Source organism: Streptomyces avermitilis MA-4680 = NBRC 14893 (assembly GCF_000009765.2).
In the GTDB taxonomy this organism is placed as follows: domain Bacteria; phylum Actinomycetota; class Actinomycetes; order Streptomycetales; family Streptomycetaceae; genus Streptomyces; species Streptomyces avermitilis.
Genome location: NC_003155.5, coordinates 2893469 through 2911620 on the forward strand (window position 1 = coordinate 2893469; position 18152 = coordinate 2911620).

At 69.3% G+C, this 18152-nt stretch carries 17 protein-coding genes; 5 read left to right on the forward strand and 12 right to left on the reverse strand.

The features are described from left to right. Positions 1 to 132: 132 nt before the first annotated feature. Complete coding sequence (locus SAVERM_RS12375; RefSeq protein WP_010983807.1) at positions 133 to 945, forward strand: AfsR/SARP family transcriptional regulator; 813 nt, start codon at positions 133 to 135, stop codon at positions 943 to 945. A 74-nt stretch (positions 946 to 1019) separates the two neighbouring features. Here the strand turns inward: SAVERM_RS12375 and SAVERM_RS12380 are convergent, their stop codons facing one another. The 4 genes from SAVERM_RS12380 to SAVERM_RS12395 form a co-directional block, all read right to left on the reverse strand. Next, the gene (locus tag SAVERM_RS12380; RefSeq protein WP_037650155.1) at positions 1020 to 1769 is read right to left on the reverse strand and encodes an SDR family oxidoreductase; all 750 of its coding nucleotides are present in this window, start codon (positions 1767 to 1769) and stop codon (positions 1020 to 1022) included. Positions 1770 to 1843: 74 nt separating this feature from the next. Further along, entirely contained in the window at positions 1844 to 2500 is a 657-nt protein-coding gene (locus SAVERM_RS12385; protein ID WP_010983809.1) for a response regulator, read from the reverse strand. A gap of 574 nt (positions 2501 to 3074) precedes the next feature. Further along, positions 3075 to 3884, reverse strand: coding sequence for a class I SAM-dependent methyltransferase (locus tag SAVERM_RS12390; RefSeq protein ID WP_010983810.1), 810 nt, complete (start codon positions 3882 to 3884; stop codon positions 3075 to 3077). Between the two features lie 42 nt (positions 3885 to 3926). Beyond that, positions 3927 to 4187 carry an acyl carrier protein gene (locus SAVERM_RS12395; RefSeq protein ID WP_010983811.1) on the reverse strand — a complete coding sequence of 87 codons (261 nt, stop codon included), beginning with the start codon at positions 4185 to 4187 and terminating at the stop codon, positions 3927 to 3929. Between the two features lie 248 nt (positions 4188 to 4435). On the opposite strand from SAVERM_RS12395, the gene SAVERM_RS12400 reads away from it, so the two are divergent. After that, positions 4436 to 5440: a ketoacyl-ACP synthase III family protein gene (locus SAVERM_RS12400; protein WP_010983812.1), complete on the forward strand. Its 1005-nt coding sequence runs from the start codon at positions 4436 to 4438 to the stop codon at positions 5438 to 5440. A gap of 99 nt (positions 5441 to 5539) precedes the next feature. On the opposite strand, the gene SAVERM_RS12405 is transcribed toward SAVERM_RS12400, so the two are convergent. The 6 genes from SAVERM_RS12405 to SAVERM_RS12430 form a co-directional block, all read right to left on the reverse strand. Beyond that, complete coding sequence (locus SAVERM_RS12405) at positions 5540 to 6790, reverse strand: ketosynthase chain-length factor (RefSeq protein WP_010983813.1); 1251 nt, start codon at positions 6788 to 6790, stop codon at positions 5540 to 5542. Then, positions 6783 to 8048, reverse strand: coding sequence for a beta-ketoacyl-[acyl-carrier-protein] synthase family protein (locus SAVERM_RS12410; protein WP_037650150.1), 1266 nt, complete (start codon positions 8046 to 8048; stop codon positions 6783 to 6785). Before SAVERM_RS12410 ends, SAVERM_RS12405 begins: the two co-directional genes overlap by 8 nt. Positions 8049 to 8147: 99 nt before the next feature. Next, a complete protein-coding gene (locus SAVERM_RS12415; RefSeq protein ID WP_010983815.1) occupies positions 8148 to 9347 on the reverse strand; it encodes a cytochrome P450 family protein in 1200 nt (399 codons plus the stop codon). A gap of 323 nt (positions 9348 to 9670) precedes the next feature. Then, on the reverse strand, positions 9671 to 11176 hold the full coding sequence (locus SAVERM_RS12420) for an FAD-dependent oxidoreductase (protein WP_010983816.1): 1506 nt from the start codon (positions 11174 to 11176) through the stop codon (positions 9671 to 9673). A gap of 67 nt (positions 11177 to 11243) precedes the next feature. Then, on the reverse strand, positions 11244 to 12029 hold the full coding sequence (locus SAVERM_RS12425; RefSeq protein ID WP_010983817.1) for an ABC transporter permease: 786 nt from the start codon (positions 12027 to 12029) through the stop codon (positions 11244 to 11246). After that, a complete protein-coding gene (locus tag SAVERM_RS12430) occupies positions 12026 to 12997 on the reverse strand; it encodes a daunorubicin resistance protein DrrA family ABC transporter ATP-binding protein (protein ID WP_037650145.1) in 972 nt (323 codons plus the stop codon). The genes SAVERM_RS12425 and SAVERM_RS12430 overlap by 4 nt, the downstream gene beginning before the upstream one ends. An 87-nt stretch (positions 12998 to 13084) precedes the next feature. Here SAVERM_RS12430 and SAVERM_RS12435 point away from each other — a divergent pair, with 87 nt between their 5' ends. After that, the gene (locus tag SAVERM_RS12435; protein ID WP_237528774.1) at positions 13085 to 13906 is read left to right on the forward strand and encodes a TetR/AcrR family transcriptional regulator; all 822 of its coding nucleotides are present in this window, start codon (positions 13085 to 13087) and stop codon (positions 13904 to 13906) included. Here the strand turns inward: SAVERM_RS12435 and SAVERM_RS12440 are convergent. Continuing rightward, complete coding sequence (locus SAVERM_RS12440) at positions 13873 to 14877, reverse strand: methyltransferase (RefSeq protein ID WP_037650189.1); 1005 nt, start codon at positions 14875 to 14877, stop codon at positions 13873 to 13875. The genes SAVERM_RS12435 and SAVERM_RS12440 overlap by 34 nt on opposite strands. 141 nt (positions 14878 to 15018) lie before the next feature. Further along, positions 15019 to 15960: an aromatase/cyclase gene (locus SAVERM_RS12445; RefSeq protein ID WP_037650142.1), complete on the reverse strand. Its 942-nt coding sequence runs from the start codon at positions 15958 to 15960 to the stop codon at positions 15019 to 15021. A gap of 208 nt (positions 15961 to 16168) precedes the next feature. Between SAVERM_RS12445 and SAVERM_RS12450 the strand changes: the two genes are divergently transcribed. Further along, positions 16169 to 16846, forward strand: coding sequence for a TcmI family type II polyketide cyclase (locus SAVERM_RS12450; RefSeq protein ID WP_010983822.1), 678 nt, complete (start codon positions 16169 to 16171; stop codon positions 16844 to 16846). Then, a complete protein-coding gene (locus tag SAVERM_RS12455) occupies positions 16843 to 18048 on the forward strand; it encodes a cytochrome P450 (protein WP_037650140.1) in 1206 nt (401 codons plus the stop codon). Before SAVERM_RS12450 ends, SAVERM_RS12455 begins: the two co-directional genes overlap by 4 nt. The last annotated feature ends 104 nt before the right edge of the window (positions 18049 to 18152 follow it).

An 18152-nucleotide genomic window follows, 5' to 3' on the forward strand; every position in this document is an offset into this window, starting at 1 on the left:
TTGTAGAGGACACGATCCGACTCGGTCACCGGGGTGGGACCTTCGCCTCGCAGCATTGCCTGCCCGGCAAAGGGATCGGCAGAGTCTGGGTCGAGGCCCGACCCGACGTTCACTGTGTGGAGGCATTAGCCCGTGTTGCGATTCCAGGCACTCGGCCGCCTAACCGTCACCAACGACCTGGGCGACTGCACGCCGACCGCGCCGATGGCGCGGCGGGTGCTGGCGCAGCTGCTCTTGTGCTCGAACAACATCGTCATGCTCGACGCGATCATCGATGAACTATGGGGTGACAAACCGCCGAAGAGTGCCGTCCCCACCGCGCAGACGTACATCTACCAGCTGCGGCGTCAGTTCGAACCGTGGGTGCCGGAGGGTACGGTCGAGCAGGTGCTCGCCACCTGCGGCACCGGCTACATGCTCCGGGTGGACCCGGACCAGCTCGACCTGGCAGCGTTTCTCCGGCTGTCCAAGCAGGGGCGGACCGCGCTCGCCGCCGGCGATCCGGCCGCGGCCGCGCGGTTACTGAGACAGGCCCTCGATCTCTGGTCGGGGCCGGCGCTCGCCGATGTGACCGCCGGCCCGTCGATCCAGGCGCACGTCGTCCATCTCACGGAGCAGCGGGCGCACACCGTCGAACTGCGCATCCAGGCGGACGCAATGCTGGGACGGCACCGGGAACTGGTCGGGGAGCTGAAGGCGATGCTGCTGACCCACCCGCTCAACGAGTGGTACCACGCGCAGCTGATCAAGGCGCTGGCCTCCAGCGGCAGGCGGAACGAATCGCTCGTCGCCTACCAGCATCTGCGCCGGACGCTGTCGGCCGAACTCGGCCTCGAACCCTCGGGGGTGCTGCGGGAACTCCATCAGGAGGTGCTGGCCGGACGCGACTCCTGGTCGGACTGGGGGGTCTCGGGGAGGCCCCTCGCGGAGCAGCTCACCCGGTAGTCACCGCCCCGCGGAAAGCACGGGGATGGATCGAGGATCGCCGCGCGGCGATCCTCGACCGCGCCGGTGTCGTCCTACCTGTTGTGCAGGAGCCGGCCGCCGTCGACGACCAGGGTGTGCCCGGTGATCCAGGATGCCTCGTCCGACAGCAGGAAGGCCACGGCGGCGCCCACGTCGGCGGGTTCGCCGAGGCGCCTCAGCGGGATGGAGCCGATGACCTTGTCCTCCCTGCCCTCGACGTTCGCCCGGGTGAAGTCGGTGAGGACCGTGCCGGACGCGACGCCGTTCACCCGGACCGCGGGGGCGAGCTCGTTCGCCATCTGCCGGGTGAAGTGGTTCAGCGCCGCCTTGGCCGTCCCGTAGGCCGTGCCGTCGGGAACGGCGAGTTCCCCGGCGATGGAGGAGATGTTGACGATGGCGCCGCCGTGCTCGCCGAGCCAGCCGTGCCAGGCCGTCTGGACCCAGGTCAGGGCGGACATCAGATTGATCTCGACGGTGCGCCGGTACGACGCCAGATCGACATCGACCAACCGGCGGGCGGTCCGCTCCGTACCGCCGACATTGTTGACCAGCAGATCGAGGGATCCGAACCGGTCGACGGCGGTCTCCACCGCGATCCGCTGGTGCTCGGGGTCGCGGGCGTCACCGGCGACCCCGAGGGCCCGTTCCTCGCCGAGTGCGGCGGCCGCCTTGCGCAGCTCGTCCTCAGTGCGTGAAGTGATCACGACGTTCGCGCCCCGCTCCACCAACGCGGTGGCGATGCCGAAGCCGAGACCGGTCCGACCGCCCGTCACCAGCGCGGTCTTGCCCTCTAAGCTTGCCACAGTCTGCGTACCTTCCCTTGATCTGCGCCTGCGGTTATTGCGCCTTGTCAGTCGGCGGCATTTCTCCCGGCGTTTCACCCGGCGCGGGCGATGAGCCCGATGGAAACCGCCTTGTTGACCGCTTCGAGCCGGGAGCGAGCGCCCAACTTCGTGAAGATGGTGCCCAGGTGGCGCTTCACGGTTCCCTCGGCGATAGTCAGTCGCCGCGAGATCTGCCGGTTGCTCATGGCCTTGCTCACCAGGGTCAGGATTTCTATCTCGCGCCGGGTGAGCTTGTCCTGGCAGTTCGCCGTCGTGGCGATGTGCGTCAGCGCCTCGACGGATATGTGGAGCACGATGCGGATGTTGTCCGCGCACACCGCGCGGATGCTGGACACCAGGTCGTTCCGGCTCGCCGACTTGTTCAGATAGCCCCGGACGCCGCAGTCGAGCAATTGGCGCACCAGCGCCGGATCGTCGGGCATGCTGACGATCAGGATTCTCGCGTTCGGCGAGGTGGAGCGGATAGCGTGCGCTGTTTCGGTCACCGACTCGTCAGGAATGTTCCCGTCGAGCAGCACGACGCCGGGCTGTTCGATCTCACAGTGCGCGATGCCGGCGGCACCGCTGGCGGCGACGCCGACGACGACCATGTCCGGTTCCACGTTGAGCGTCTCGCACACCACCTCGCGCAGCAGCGCGTGGTCGTCGATCAGTACGATCCGCAACTGGCCGGCGCGGTCAGGCTGCATGCTGCGCCCCCGGATCGGGCAGCGGTTCCCACGACGGTGCCAATATTCCCGCCAAGCGGCGTACGGAAAATCTTGCAGGCTCCGTCACGGAGCTGACGCCGATAGGCTCTGCCGTTTTCCATTCAAGCTCCCGCTTGACTTTACAGACTGCGATATTGACATGTCGTTTTATTGCTAAGGATTTTGCCGCAACAGCTGCCATAACCCCCCCATATTCGCTGGCGCGCGACATACCGTAGCCCGGGGCTCCACTTCCCAACAAGATCGAATCGAGCCGTTTTAACCTTTCTTGGTGAAGGAGTTCAGGGCGGCAAGCCCGGTACATCCCGGGCGTTGCTCCACTGCTTCGGTTCACGACTGTTCAACAGCCCGGAACCACCGTGTGGCACCCGGAGGGGGAGTCGATAAAGCGCGATCCCGGGGGTACACGGTGGCCTGTACCGGTTTGACCTGCAGTGACCGTTGAAGCCGGTACGTGCGGCGGACGGACTCACGACTCGCGCCGCGGCGGCCGACCCCTTCGGAACTACTGGGAGCCTCTCTTTCGACGCCGCCTATTTCCGGCGGATCGCCTTTACTTCGGCACCCGCACGACGGTCGTGTACGTGTGGTTGGTCACCATCTCGAATTCCGGGTCCAGGAGTTTCTCCCGGATTACGGAGAGGTCGGCTTCGGTCAGAGATGTCTGACTCAGCAGGAAAGGCTCCAGCATGGTGCTGTGCAGTCGGGCGAGCCGCGCGGTCGGCGCCCCGCCCTCCCCCGGTGCCCGGAAGTCGCGCACCGTGATGTCCCGATAGCCGGCGGCGGACAGAACGTCCGGCGTACGCGCCGCCCATTCGAAATCCATACCGGTTTCTCCGGCGAGTTTGTGCACGCCGTCGTGGTATTCCTGGAAGATGCGCGCCGTGTATGCGTCGACCGGGGACTTGATGATGCCCTCGTCAGCACAACCGCAGTACCAGTCGGTGAGCACCAGCGCACCGCCCGGCCGGAGATGTGCGGCCAGCCTCGCCGCGACCGCTTCCTTGTCGGCCACGTGCATCAGCACCAGCCGGGCGTGAATGAGATCGAACGCGTGCTCCGGCCACGGGTCCTCGACGAGGTCGTGGCGGATCGCCTCGATCCGCGGATGGCTGGGTACGTGCTGGGGCTTGAGGTCGCTGGCCACCACATGTCCGGACGTCCCCACCCTGGCGGCCAGCCAGCGGGCGACGGAGCCGTCCCCGGCGCCCACCTCCCAGCAACGCCACCCATGCCCGACGCGTACCTCCTCACCCAGGGTGCGGAAGGTCTCCCTGTTGAGGATCTCGGAGAGCAGGCCGAGCTGCTCGGGTGCTTCCGGCGCGCCGTTGTCGAAGCGTTGCTCGTGCTCTGTTCTGTACATGGTCTTCTCCTTGGTGAGCCGTCCACGCCACCGGCCCCGCAGCTAGATCGACGCGGGCAGCAGCTCGTTGACCAGTTCGACGAACTGCTTCGGGGTCGAGTTCTTGCTCGCCTTGTCGTCATCGGGCAGGCCGATGCCGAGTTCACGCTCGACCAGGAGCGTCACCTCCACCATCGCGACCGAGTCATAGCCCATATCGGCGAACGTGATGTCGGCGATATCGCCGTCCAGGTCGAATCCCTCGTCCTCGCCGGCCGCCTGGCGTATGTACCCCACCAGGTCCGCCTGAGTGAAAGTCGCCATTGTCGATCCCTTCGTCTCGTGACGTCGAAACCAACATCGCCGGGAGGCTTCGACACCCAGTCGAGTTTCGGTCGACGGAGGCTCCCGGTATTCGGCCTCGGGACCGTCGGGATGCGCGCACCGCGGCACGGCCTCTCGTACGCACCACGGCGAGGCCTCGCCTGGGCCTCGAACGAGTCTCCGCCGGACATGACGACCATGACCGGATAGGGGAAACCCGAGGCAATCCGATCCGTGGGAGGAAGAAGATGAGCGACGGACTCTACATCGCCGCCGCGAGTTCGTGGCTGCCCGAGCGGCTGACACTCGACGAGGCGGAGCAGGCCGGCCTCGCCGATCGGGCGCGGGTCTGGAACACCGGCATCGAGTCGGTGTGCGTCTCGCCGGACAAGTCGGCGCCGGAAATGGCGGTGCTGGCGGCACGGGACGCCCTCGGGCGCGCCGCGGTCGGGGCGGAGGACCTGCAGCTGCTGCTGCACGCCTGCGCGTACCACCAAGGTCATGACATGTGGCCGGCGGCGTCGTACGTCCAGCGCTTCTGCGGCGGTGGCTCCTACCCGGCCGTCGAGGTCCGCCAGATGTCCAACGGCGGCATGATCGCCCTGGAACTCGCGGCCGGCCACCTGCGCGCGTACGGCGGGTCGACCGCCCTGGTCACCACGGCCGACCGGTTCAGCCTGCCCGGCTTCGACCGGTGGCGCAGCGACCCGAGCACCATCTGCGGCGACGGCGGCACCGCGGTGGTGGTGTCCACCCGCACCGGCTTCGCCCTGCTCCGCGGACTCGCTACGGTGTCGGATCCCGGGCTGGAGCACGGCAGCCGGGGCGAGCGGTTCAGTGACGCGCCGTTGGCCGCGCGAGCGCCGATCGACCTGAACAGCGACTCCCTGGTGCGCGAACTCGGAGTGGAGGCCCTGCTCAACCGCATCGAAGCGGGGCAACGGGAGGCGTTCGACCGGGCCTGTGCCCAGGCGGACGTCAAACTCGGCGACATCGACTGGTACGTGCTGCCGAACCTGGGCCGGACCCGGATGCGGGCGCAGTACTTCGACCCGTTCGGCATCGATCCGCAGCGCTCGACCTGGTCCTGGGGCCGGCGGGTCGGGCACCTCGGCGCGGGCGACCAGTTCGCCGGTCTCGCCCATCTCGTCTCCGAGGGCGCACTGGAGCCGGGGCAGACGTGCCTGCTGGCAGGCGTCGGCGCCGGCTTCACCTGGACGGCCGGCATCCTGGAGATCATCGCCAGGCCGTGAGCCGGAGGACACCGTGTCGAGGTGCCCGCGTCACCAGCGGGTGCCTCGTCCGGGGCGACGCCGGTGGCAGCCGTCATGGACGGCTGCCACCGGCGTTCGTCATGCCGCCGTCAGCACCACCGCGGAGTTGATGCCGTCGCTGCGGGCCAGTACCAGAGCGGTGGACACGGTCGTCTCCCTCGGTCGGTCGAGCACCAGGTCGAGCTGGTCGGACCGGACGGGGTCGGTCACATTGATCATCGGCGGGATGACGCCGTGCCGCATGCTCAACGACGCCGTGGCCACGTCGAGCGCCGGGCCACCGGAGTACAGCCGGCCGGTCATCGTCTTCGGCGCGGTCACCGGAACACCCCGTGGACCGAACACGGCGGTGACGGCGGCGGCTTCCGCGCGGTCGAGTTCGCCGACCCCGGCCGCGTCCGCGAACACGACGTCGACCTCGTCGGGCGTCACACCGGCGTCCGCCAGCGCGGACTCGATCGCCCGGCGCAGCCCGGGCTCCCGTGCCGAACCGGGCCGCGGGTCGAAGGTGGTGGCGTACCCGGCGATCTCGCTGTACGGCCGGGCGCCTCGGCCGCGCGCGTGTCCGGCCTCCTCGACGACGACCATGGCGCCGCCCTCTCCGGGTACGTAGCCGGACGCGGCGGTGTCGAACGGCAGGTAGGCCTGGGTCCGGTCGGCGACCGTGCTCATCCGGCCGGTGGTCAGCTCGATCGTCCACCCGAGCGGGCACATCGCGCTCTCCACGGCGCCGCACATCACCACCGGCAGGCCGTCGACCACGTGCCGGCGGGCCTGCGCTATGGCGTCCAGGCCGCTGGTGTTCCCGGTCAGGACGCCGCCGGGGCCGTGCCACCCGTGCCGGATGGAAATCTGACCCGTGTTCACCGCGTAGAACCACGAGAACGAGAGATAGGCGCTCACATGGTCGCTGCCGAGGCTCCAGAGCTTCTCCAGCTCGCGCTGGCTGTACTCGAGGCCGCCCGCGGAGAGACCGGTGACGATGCCGACCTGGTCCTCCGGGAGCGCGGCCGGATCGAGCGAGGAGTCCCGGACAGCGGCGTCCGCCGCCATCAGCACCAGCCGGGTGGTCTGGTCGGTCTGCGGCACCAGACGTCCGGGGATGTACGCGCGCACGTCGTAGTCGGCCACCTCGCCCGCCAGTGTGGCCGGGTACTGCTCCGGATCGAAGCGGGTGACCCGGTCGATGCCGCCCCGCCCATGGAGGACGGCGTCCCAGTACTCGTCGGTGTCGAACCCGTTCGGCGCGACCACCCCGAGACCGGTGATCACCGCACGAGGACGCTCCGGCGTCGTGCCGTTGTCGTTCTCCGGGACTGCCCTACTCATCGGATCCCCCCTGGGTCAGCACCATGGCGCTCTGGAAACCGCCGAACCCGCTGCCGACCTTGAGCACCGTCCGCAGGTCCGCCTGTCGCGCCGACAGCGGCACGTAGTCGAGCCCCAGTTCCGGGTCGGGTTCGTGCAGGTTGGCGGTCGGCGGAATGAGCCCGGCGTCGATGGCCAGCGCGCATGCCGCGATCTCGATCGAGCCGATCGCGCCCAGCGAGTGCCCGATCATGGACTTGATCGAACTGACCGGCGTCCGGTAGGCGTGGTCGCCGAGAGTGCGCTTGAACGCGTCGGTCTCGTGCGCGTCGTTCTGCTTCGTACCGGAGCCGTGCGCGTTCACGTAGTCGACCTGCTCGGGCACCCGCCCGGCCATCCGCAGCGCCACCTCGATGGCCTTGGCCAGTTCCGGGCCCTCGGTCCTGAGTCCGGTCATGTGGTACGCGTTGGCGCGCACGTCCCATCCGCCGATCTCCGCGTAGACGCGCGCGCCGCGTTCCCTGGCGTGGTTCAGCTCTTCCAGCACCAGCATCGCGCTGCCTTCGGCGAGCACGAAGCCGTTCCGGGTGCGGTCGAACGGGCGGGACGCGGTGGCCGGTTCGTCGTTGCGCGGCGTCGTCGCCTTGATCGCGTCGAAGCAGGCGACGCAGATCGGTGAGAGGGACGCGTCCGAGCCGCCGGCCAGCATCACGTCGGCGGAGCCCTCGCGGATCAGCCGCGCCGCGTGGGACACCGACTCGATGCCCGCGGTGCATCCCGTGGACACCAGGGACACGGGGCCTTCCGCCCCGACCGTCCAGGCCACGTCCGCGGCGATCGACGTCGGGACGAGATAGTTGTACATGTGCGGCACCGCGTACTCGTGGTCAAGGAGCCACTTGCGGCCGCCGTCGGAGAGCACGTTGTACTCCCGGTCCAGGCTCATCGTGCCGCCGATGGCGCTGCCGACGCTGACCCCGCAGCGATGCGGGTCCGTCTCGGCCAGGTCGAGTCCGGCGTCCGCGACGGCTTCCCTGGTCGCGGCGACGGCGAGCTGCGCGCTCCGGTCCATGCGCCGGATCTCCTGCGCGGAGAAGCCCTCCGCGACCGGGTCGAAATCGCACTCGCCCGCGATCCGGGAGCGGAACCCGGACGCGTCGAAGAGCGAGATGGTGCGTATGGCCGAGGTGCCGGAGGAGATCAGCTCCCAGAACTCCTTGGCGTTTCCTCCGCCCGGGGCGCGCACTCCGATACCCGTGATGGCGATCCGGCGGGTCATCGTGCCCTCACCGCTCGCGCGCTGACTGCTGTATTCGGCATGTGGGTCTCTTTTCTGATGACGGTCCATGGCGAGAAAGCGGAATCGTCGATGCCGGGGTCAGGCATCGAAGGTGACCGGCAGGGCTTCCAGTCCTCGGACCGTGAGGCTCCGCTGCCATCGCAACTGCTCCGGCGGTACGGACAGCGCAAGGCCGGGCAGCCGGCGCAGCAGTCCGTGGAACGCGATCCGGCCCTCCAGCCGGGCCAGGGGAGCACCGAGGCAGAAGTGCGCACCCCGCCCGAAGGCCACGTGGGCGGGGTCCGCGCGGGTGACGTCGAAGTCGTCCGGTGCCGGGAACTTCGCCCCGTCCCGGTTGGCCGATGCCAGGGACAGGAGCACCGGGTGGCCCTTCTCGATGCGCGTGCCCGCCACCTCGATGGGTTCGAGCGGGAACCGCCACGTCGCCGTCTCGAACGACCCGTCGTACCGCAGCATCTCCTCCAGCGCCGAGTCCACCAGTTCCGGTCGCTCGCGCAGCAGGGCGAGTTGGTCGGGGTGGCGCAGCAGGGCCAGGGTGCCGTTGCCGATCAGATTGACCGTCGTCTCGAAGCCGCCGACCAGCAGCAGGGACATCATGGACAGCAACTCGGCCTCGTTCAGCCGGTCGTCGTCGTCCCGGGCCGCGATCAGCGCGTCGACCAGTCCGTCGGCCGGGTCCTGACGGCGCTTGTCGACCAGTCGGGTCAGATATTCGAGGAGGTCGCGCAGTCCGACCGGCCGCGCGTCACCGCGGTCGGCCTGGGCGGAGTCGGTGTTCGTCCACCGCCGGAAGTCCTTCGTCCACTGGCGGAACACGTCCTGGTCCGCCTTGGGCACTCCCAGCAGTTCACAGATCACCGTGATCGCCAGCGGGAACGCGAAGTCGCCGATCAGCTCGGCCTGCCCGCGGGGCACGATCGTGTCGAGGAGCCCGTCCGTGATGTGCTGCACCTGTGCGCGCAGGCCCTCGACGCGGCGGGCGGTGAAGGCGGTCGAGACCAGCCGACGCAGCCGCGTGTGTTCGGGCGCGTCCGTGGTCAGCAGATGCGTCCCGAGCCCGGTCCGGTCCTCCAGCGGTCTCCCCTTGCCCGCCTCCTGCCAGTCGAGCGGTGCGTTGCGCGGGTCCTTGCTCATCCGGGGATCGGACAGCAGCTTCCGCACGTCCTCGTACCGGGTCACCAGCAGTCCGTAAAGGCCGCGGCCCTCCAGGACCTGCCGGACCGGTTCCTCCGCACGTAACCACGCGTACTCGGGATAGGGATCAGCGCCGAAATCCATCCTCCGCCTCCTCTGCCTCGGTGTTCGGTTCCTGACCGGCCTCGCGTCCCACCCGGACCTGATCCCTGCCGGCCCGGCCTTCACCATCACGCGGGGAACATCCGCGAACAGGACGCGCCGAGCGCGCGTTCGCTCGAGGTCGGTGGTCGAGGGACCACATGGCGCCGATGCTCGCGGCAGCGGTTCGAGGCGAGTTCGTGTGTGGTTCGACCCAAGGAGGGGGGCGTACGGAGGCGGCCCGGGGCGCCTCCCGGCGCCGAGACAGCATGCGGCCGACACCGACCGTGCCGGTGTCGACCGCATGCCAGGGGTACGGATCCGCGTCAGGCCTTCTGCCGGCACAGGATCCGGTCGAGGACGTCCCGCAGGTGCTGCGTGCTGGTCTCCACGGCATTCCGTGTCGTGGCCGTACGCCAGCCGACGAACCCGTCCGGGCGGACGAGCACGGCGCCGTCCTCCTTGATGCCGACGGCCTCGGCCCACCCTTCGACCGCGTGCCCCGTGATGCCCAGGTCCCGTGTCGCGTCCAGCCAGTGGTCGGCCGCGGTCCCGGTGATCAGCGTGAATCCGTCGACGAGGTCGACCGTGGACCGTCCGTCCGGAAGCCACCGGTGCGGCAGGCGGCTGCCCGGGGCGCCGTCCAGGACGAGGTTCTCCATGTCGGAGAGCGGCTCCGGGTCGACCACCGCGCCGGAGTCGTACCGGTAGCCGATCACGGGGATCATGATGCCCGCCATGCCCACGGCCGCGCGGTCGGCGGCCCGGCTCGCGTCGTTGTCCCAGTGCAGGTCACGGTGCTCGGCGCGGAGCACGGTCTGTCGCATGGTGAACAGCGCGACGGGCCGGCGCTCGGCCTCGTAGGTGTCGAGCAGCGCGTCACCGCCGGCGGCCAGTTTCCACGCCAGGTTGTGGCCGTCGGCGATACCCACGTTGAGTCCGAGACCCCCGACCGGCGGCACCACGTGGGCCGCGTCACCCACGAGGAAGACGTTGCCCTGCCGGAAGCGGTCGGCGACCCGCGCCGTCGACGACCAGGGCAGCAGGCTGATGATCTCCGGCTCGATGTCGCTGACGCCGGTGGCGTCCCTGATCTGCTGCTGGATCCGCTCGACGGGGGTCTCCGGGTCACCGTTCGGGATGTGGAAGACCCAGCGGCCGGTCTCGTCGACCTTCAGCAGGATCCCGGACGCCCGCTCGTTGCGCAGGAACGTCATGGACGTCGGCGGGGTGGGCAGTTCCGCGCGGAACAGCACGTTGAGCATGTGCGAACTGCTCAGCGGTCCCGGGCCGGTCACGCCGATGCCGAGCAGGTCACGCATCCGGCTGCGGACTCCGTCGGCGGCGATCACGTAGTCCGCCGTGACGGTCCTGCCGTCCGCGGTGGTGACGCCGCCGTCCGTCACCGCGACCACCTCGCTGTCGAAGTCCACCTGGCCGCCGAGCTCCCGCAGCCGTGCCAGCGCGGCCCGGTCGACCCGGTCCTGCGGGCAGCTTCCCAGCTTCGCCGGGCCGATCTCCGGCGGCTCGAACTTGGCCGTGACGGTGGTCAGATCGGCCAGGCTCGTGCCCGTCATGAGGCCCCGGACGAGATGGTCCGTCTCTATGTCGATGCCGGCCTCCCGGAGGATCTCCGCCGACCGGTCCGTGATGCCGAAGGCCCGCGGATGGTCGTTGACCTGTGCCCGGCGCTCCAGCACATGGACCGAGACACCCTGACGGGCGAGGAAGACGGCGGTGCACAACCCGACCGTGCCGCCTCCGACGATCACTACGCGCATGCTTGTCCCTCCGAGAATGAGAACGGTGTTTTCCTCACGGGTACGTCGCACCCGTGGCGGTACTGGAGACGCCTCCGCTCACCCGCCGCGTCCCCGGGCGGGAGACGCGCGTACGGATCTAGAGTCCGGCGCGGGCGAAGCGGCGCACCGAGAGCGGCACGAAGATCAGCAACAGCAGGCCGGCCCACAGCAGGCTCGCGGTCACCGGGTGGGTCAGCGGCCACGCGGCGTCCGGCCCGGGAGCACCGGGGTTGCCGAAGAGCTCGCGCGCGGCCGCCGCGGCGGAGCTGAGCGGGTTCCACTCGCACAGCGCCCGGAGGCCGACCGGCATCCGGTCGGTCGGCACGAGGGCGTTGGACACCATGGTGAGCGACAGCGTGAGCGGTGCCAGCCGGGCCGCGGTCCGTGCCGAACGCACCACAAGGCCCAGGTAGGTGCCGACCCACGCCAGCGTGTAGCGGAACAGCAGGAGCAGGCCGATGCCGGCCAGCGCCCGCGGAACGCCGTCGTGCGGCCGCCAGCCGACGACGAGACCGCACACCATCAGGACCGCGAGGCCGTAGGCCCCGAGGATCCCCTCGGCGCCGCTCTGGCCGAGCGGCACGGACACCCGGTGGGTCGGGAGCGAACGCAGGCGCTCCATCACCCCGCGCGCCTGGTCCGTCGCCACCTCCACCATGGCGGTGGACAGAGCGGTCCCGGTCGTCATCACGAACAGGCCGGGCATCATGAACTCGCGGTAGTTCGAGGTGCCCGGCACCCCGATCGCGCCGCCGAACACGAAGCCGAACAGCACCACGAACCCGCTCGGCATCATCAGCATGGTGAGCAGGGTGCCGGGCTCGTGGCGCAGCCGGAACAGCCTTCGCTGGGTCAGCGTCCAGCCGTCGGCCAGGAGGTTCACGACACCGCCTCGGGCGTCTCGACCGGTTGCGCCGGTCCGACGGTCTGCCCGGTCATCGTCAGGAAGACGTCGTCCAAGCCGGGCTCGCGGATCCCGATGTTCCTGATCACCGCGCCGGACGCGTCCAGTTCACTCACGATCAGCGGCAGGGCGGGCGCCTGATCCACCGCGGCCACGACGATGCGCGATCCGTCGGCCTCGGGGCACCGGCCGGTCAGCCGCTCCAGCCTCGCCATGGCACTCGGCACATGGTCCGCCGACTCAACCACGACGTCGATGTGACGGCCGATCTGGGCTTTGAGCTGGGCCGGGCTGCCTTCGGCGATCAGCTGGCCGCGGTCGATCACGCCGACCGCCGTGGCGAGCCGCTCCACCTCCTCCAGACACGGGGTGGTGAGCAGGACCGTGGTGCCGTCGGCCACCAGTCTCCGCACGCTCTCCCAGATCTCGGCGCGACTGGGGGCGTCGAGCCCGGTGGTCGGCTCGTCGAGGAAAAGCACCGCGGGGGCCCGTAACAGACTGGCGATCAGGTGGATCCGGCGGCGCATGCCACCGGAGTACGTGCCGACCAGCCGATCACCGGCGTGGGCGAGACCGAACCGTTCCAGCAGCTCGTCGGCGCGCCGACGGGCGCCGCGCGAGCCGAGCCGCGAGAGGCGGCCGAGGATCCGCAGGTTCTCCCGGCCGGTCAGTCCGTCGTCGAACGAGGCGTCCTGACCGGCCAGGCCGATCACCTTCCGCACATCCGCCGGATTCCGGGCCACGTCGAAGCCGGCGACGACGGCCCGCCCGCTGCTGGGCCGGGTCAGGGTGGCCAAGATCCGCACGGCGGTGCTCTTCCCCGCACCCTTCGGGCCGAGCAGGCCGTAGACGGTGCGCGACGGCACCACCAGGTCCAGGCCGTCCAGCGCGACGACATCCCCGTACTGCTTCCTCACATCCTCGGTGTACATGATCGCGTCTTCCATGCATCAACCCTTCACCGAGTACGGTGTACGCGATTTTAGCGTAGCCAACCGAGTGCGCCGTACGCAACTTTGCGTCGGACGCGTAGGATGACTGTCGTGTCGGACTCGAACCCAATCATCTGGATGCGACCGGAGAAGCCGGCGCGAGGCCCCGCGCCGTCGCACAGTCGTAGGCAGATCGCCGCGGTGGCGATCGATATCGCGGACTCCGAAGGCATCGAAGCCGCGTCGGTGCGCGCCATCGCCAAGCGACTCGGCACCGGTGCGATGACCCTCTACCGCTACCTGCCGACCAAGGAAGACCTGTACACGGTCATGATCGACGAGGCGACCGGCTTCGAGCCGCAGGAGCCGACCGGCGATCTCCGTGCGGATCTGACGACCTTGGCACGCCGCCGCCGGCAGATCCTCCTGCGGCACCTCTGGCTCGCCCCGCTCCTCGCCACCCGCCCGATCATGGGCCCCAACTTCATGCGCGGCATGGAACGCGATCTCGCCGTTCTCGCCGGCTGCGGCCTGGGCATGGACGACACGATCCACGTGCTCAACCTGATCCACTCGTGGGTCAGCGGCGCCGTGCAGGCCGAGTTGACCGAGCGGGCGACCGCGAATCAGTCCGGCCTCGACCGCCATGCCTGGCGGCTGCGGATGGAGCCGTACCTCAAGTCCCTGCTGGAGACCGGTGAGTTCCCGCACCTGAGCCGGATGGTCCAGACCTCCGAGATCGGGGAGGCAGACGAGCGGTTCGCGAACGGCCTGGCGATCATCCTGGACGGAATCGAAGCCCGCTTCCCGACGGCCACCGGGAAGGACGGATCGCGCCGGCCGGTCGGCGACACCGGCGGTGGTGCGCCGTCGGCGCGGCGCGCGAAAGGTCAGCCAACCGCGCGCAGTTCGACGACGGAGTAACGGCCGGCCGGCGTGACCGAGGTGGTGTGCAGGCCGACGGTTCCCGCCAGTTCGGCCAGTTGCTCCAGGGTGTGCTGCCGGCCGCCGAAGTAGCCGAGCATGCGCAGGTCGCCCTCCGTCTGCACGGTCCGGTCGCCGAAGTAGTCCACGACGAGCACACGTCCCGTCGTCTGCGCCGCGTCGGCGCAGCGGCGCAGGATACGGGCGGCCGACGCGTCGTCCCAGTTGTGCAGGATGCTCGACAGCAGATATCCGTCCGCTCCGGCGGGAAGAGCGTCGAAGAAACTGCCGGCCGCGATGTCGGCCCGGTGGTCGAGACCGGCCGCGGCGATGGCCTTCTCGGCGCGGCGCACCGGGCCGGGCAGGTCGACGACCGTCCCCCTCAGGTCGGGGTGGGACTGCAGGATGGCGATCAGCATGGTGCCGTCGCCACCGCCGACATCGACCACATGACGGAGCGTTCCCCACGGATACGCCCCGGCCACGGCCGGCGAGTGCGCCGTCAACCTGGCGCCCATCAAGGTGTCGAAGGACTCGGCGCGCCCGTCGTCGGACGACAGGTCGTCCCAGAACGTCACACCGTACTGCTGCGGGAACGCGGCCTCACCCGTGCGTACCGTGTGCAACAGGTGGACGAGGCTCAACTCTGCGTGTCCCAGGGCGCCTTCGATGTCGAGTATGGCCCGCATGTCCTCGGGCGCGCCCTCGCACAGGTGGCGGCCCATGGCCGTCAGGTCGTAGGCGCCGGGCCCGGTGCCCGACAGCACGCCCGCGGTCACCAGGTGGTCCAGCAGCCGCCCCAGCGCGTCCCGGTCGGCGCCGACGGCCTCGGCCAGCGCCTCGGTCGTCCGGGCGCCCGCGGCGATGTGGTCGGCCAGCCGCAACGTCGCCGCCACCCGGACGGCCATCGGGGTCAGCAGATCGGCGGCTGCCCACACTCCCCCGCCTCGGGGGGTCGTCTCCTTGGCCATGACTTCTCCTGACTCGACGGTTCTCTGTTCGTGGGACCCGGCCGGGACGGTGTCGGTGCCGGTGCGGCAGCTCACGTCCGGCCGGGCGGTTCCTCGCCCCTCGCGCTGTGGCGAGGTCTCTCGGAGGCCGGTGCGGCCGACTCAGAAGCCGGCGCGCTCCTCCGCGTACGCCTTGGCGAGGCGGAGGTTGCTCATGCTGTTGCCGCTCAGCAGCCGTCGCAGGTACCGGCGCGCCTCGGCGACCGTCGTCGCGCCGCCCAGCTGGGACAGCGCCGAGCGCTTGATCGTGCTGGTGTGCCGGGCCTCGGCGATGACGCCTTCCGGCGTCTCGGTGAACCGCCAGTGGCCGGTGTGCGCGTCCAGCATCGTGGGCAGCGAGATCTGCTTGTACACGATCAGGTGGTTCGGGAGGCAGATCCGCACCGAGCGGACGGTGTGCGTGCTGCCGTCCGGACCCTTGGTGTCCATGTCGAAGAACTGGACGTTCGGCACGTCCTCGGTCATGGCGAGCCCCACCACGTGCGGGATGCGCTCGGGCCACAGGTCCGCCCGGTAGAGGTAGTCATAGGCGTCCTCGACGGAGCCGGCGATGAACAGCGGGTCAGTGAAGGACACGACGAGTTCGTCCAGGTCGGCCCGGCGCTCGGCCGTGTCGCGGAGCGTGGCGAGGCAGTCCTCGCTCTCCTGCGCGATCCTGTCCAGCAACGGGCCGAGATCGGCGCCGGTCGGCGCGACGACCTGGTGGCTCAGCTCGACCCGGGTCCGGTTCGGCGTCAGTTCGGTGAAGACCCACTCGCCGCGGAGGTCGGTGGCGGGCTGTTCGGGTTCCATGTGCGCGAAGGTGATGCGGCGCCCCGGCCGGTCCGTGCGGCGCACGGTCTGCCAGGCGCGGACGGCGGCGTCACCGGCCAGAGCCCAGTGCCTGACCAACTCTCCCTTCTCGTTGGCGTGGACCGTCTCCGCGTGCACCGCGGACCGGTGGAACTGCGGCCATCGCGCGATGTCCGCGATCAGGTCGAACACCGTCTCCACGTCGCCCTCGATGGTGATGGCGTGGTCAACTCGCCGCTGTGTACTCGACACAACAAGACACCTCACAAGCGTCGTCACATCCGTATCCGTCGCGACCGACGATGTCCGTCCTCGATCGACCTCGCTTCGAGGACCCTTCGAGTTCCCCGTCCGCGGTCGGCCCCGGCCGTTGACCGGGCGTCGATCCGGCGTCGAAGGCGCGGGCGCAAGCTGGGCGCACCCCCGAAACGCACCCCGCCTATTCGTAAGGAGACGCTAAATGCCGAGCATCATCACTGTCGGCGCATTCGACAGTGGTAACGTCGCCGACGTCACCAAGATCCTTCAGGAGTTCGATGGCGAGGTCGCGTCCGAACTGCCCCAGCTGCGCCGCCGCCAGGTATTCAGCTACAGCGACCTTTATGTGCACATGCAGGACTGGGACGTCGCCGACCCCGACGAGGCATACCGGATCATCAGCACCGACCCCCGGTGCACGCGGCTGAACGAACGCCTGTCGACCTATTTCGGCGATCACGCCGCGACGGAGGACTGGGACGGCCCGGTCGACCGGCCGACGGCCGAGCGTTTCTACCTGTGGCCGGCCGAGCGACTGGACGACCTGGAGCAGACGTACAGCGCGGTGATCGTCAACACCCAGCGGCAGGAACACATCCCCGAGGCGGCACGGCTGTTCGCGGAGTCGGACGCGACCGACATCCCGCAGAAGATGGGCACGCTGCGCCGCCAGATCTATCTGTGGCGCGGCATCTACCTGCACATCCAGGACTTCGCCGTAGCCAACAGCATGGAGGCGATCAGCGAGGTGTGGACGGAAGGCGATCCCCGCTTCCTCCAGCTCGTCGACGACCTCACGGAGATCATTCCGCCGTACGACCCGCAGGGCAATTCACTGGCCACCCGTTTCTACCACTGGGCTGCAGAGGTGCCGGCATGACGAAACTCCCGACCCACCCCATTCGCCGGCAGCTCCCCGGCGTGCTGCCGGCCGAGTACGAGACACTGCGGGAACGAGGCATCGGCCAGGTCGAATTGCCCACGGGCAAACTCGTCTGGATGGTGGTGAGGCCGGAATACGCCCGCATCGTGCTCTCCGACCCGCGGTTCAGCTCGGACAAGACGGACGACCGATTTCCGAAGCTGACACCCAATTCGCTGATGAAGCTGCGGTACTGCGCACCGTTCATGATCAACCTGGACGGTCCGGAACACCTGAAGAAGAAGAAGTCCATCATGGACGAGTTCTCCCCGGAAGGACTCGCCCGGCTGCTGCCGCGCCTGCGGGTCGCCGTCGAGGAGAAGATCGACGACATGCTGCGGCAGCCGACGAAGCCGGTCGACCTGGTGAAGGAGCTGGCGTTCCCCATCGCGTGGCAGCTGCAGGAGATGTTCCTCGGCATCCCCGCGGCCGAGCTGGAGACGATGCGGGACAACGTCTGGAAGCTGCTGCTCGGCACCACCACCGAGGCCGAGGAGAGGGAAGCGGCCGACCGCCTGAACGGGCACGCGGAAGAGGTCCTGAAGGAGAAGGCCAAGCACCTCGGCGACGACATGATGAGTCGTCTGATCGTGCAGGAACGCGAGAAGCACGGCGAGGTCAACTGGTACGAACTCGCGCCTCTGATGCTGTCGAACGCCCAGGGCATTCACAACTCGGTGTCCACGATGATCTCGCTGGGCGTGCTCACCCTGCTGAACCACCCGGAGCAGCGGCCGACGCTGCTCGCCCATCCGGACCGGATGACGACTGCGGTGGACGAGATGCTGCGGTACTTCTCGGTCAACGACGGAACCCCCATGCGGCTCGCCACCGAGGACATGCTCATCGGCGACACGCTGGTCAAGGCCGGTGACGGCGTGGCGGTGCCGACGCTGCCCGTCAACCGCGACCCGTCGGTGTGCCCGTATCCCCATCAGCTCGACATCATGCGGGAGGAGCCCGCCCGGCACCTGGCGTTCGGTCACGGACCGCACAAGTGTCCGGCGGACCGCCTGGTGCCGAGCCTGCTCGAGATCGTCTACACGACGCTCTTCGAGCGGGTCCCGACGCTCGCGCTCGCCGTGCCCGAGGCGGAACTGACGTACAAGTACCACTCGATCCAGGCGTTCGGCCCGGCCGAGATGCCGGTCACCTGGTAGCCGCGCAGGCCGCCGCGCTCATCGGCGACGGGCGTGGCCGCCGCGGAGCGCGGCGGCCACGCGGGCCCAGGACCGACCGAGAGAAATGACAACCTCGGGTTGAC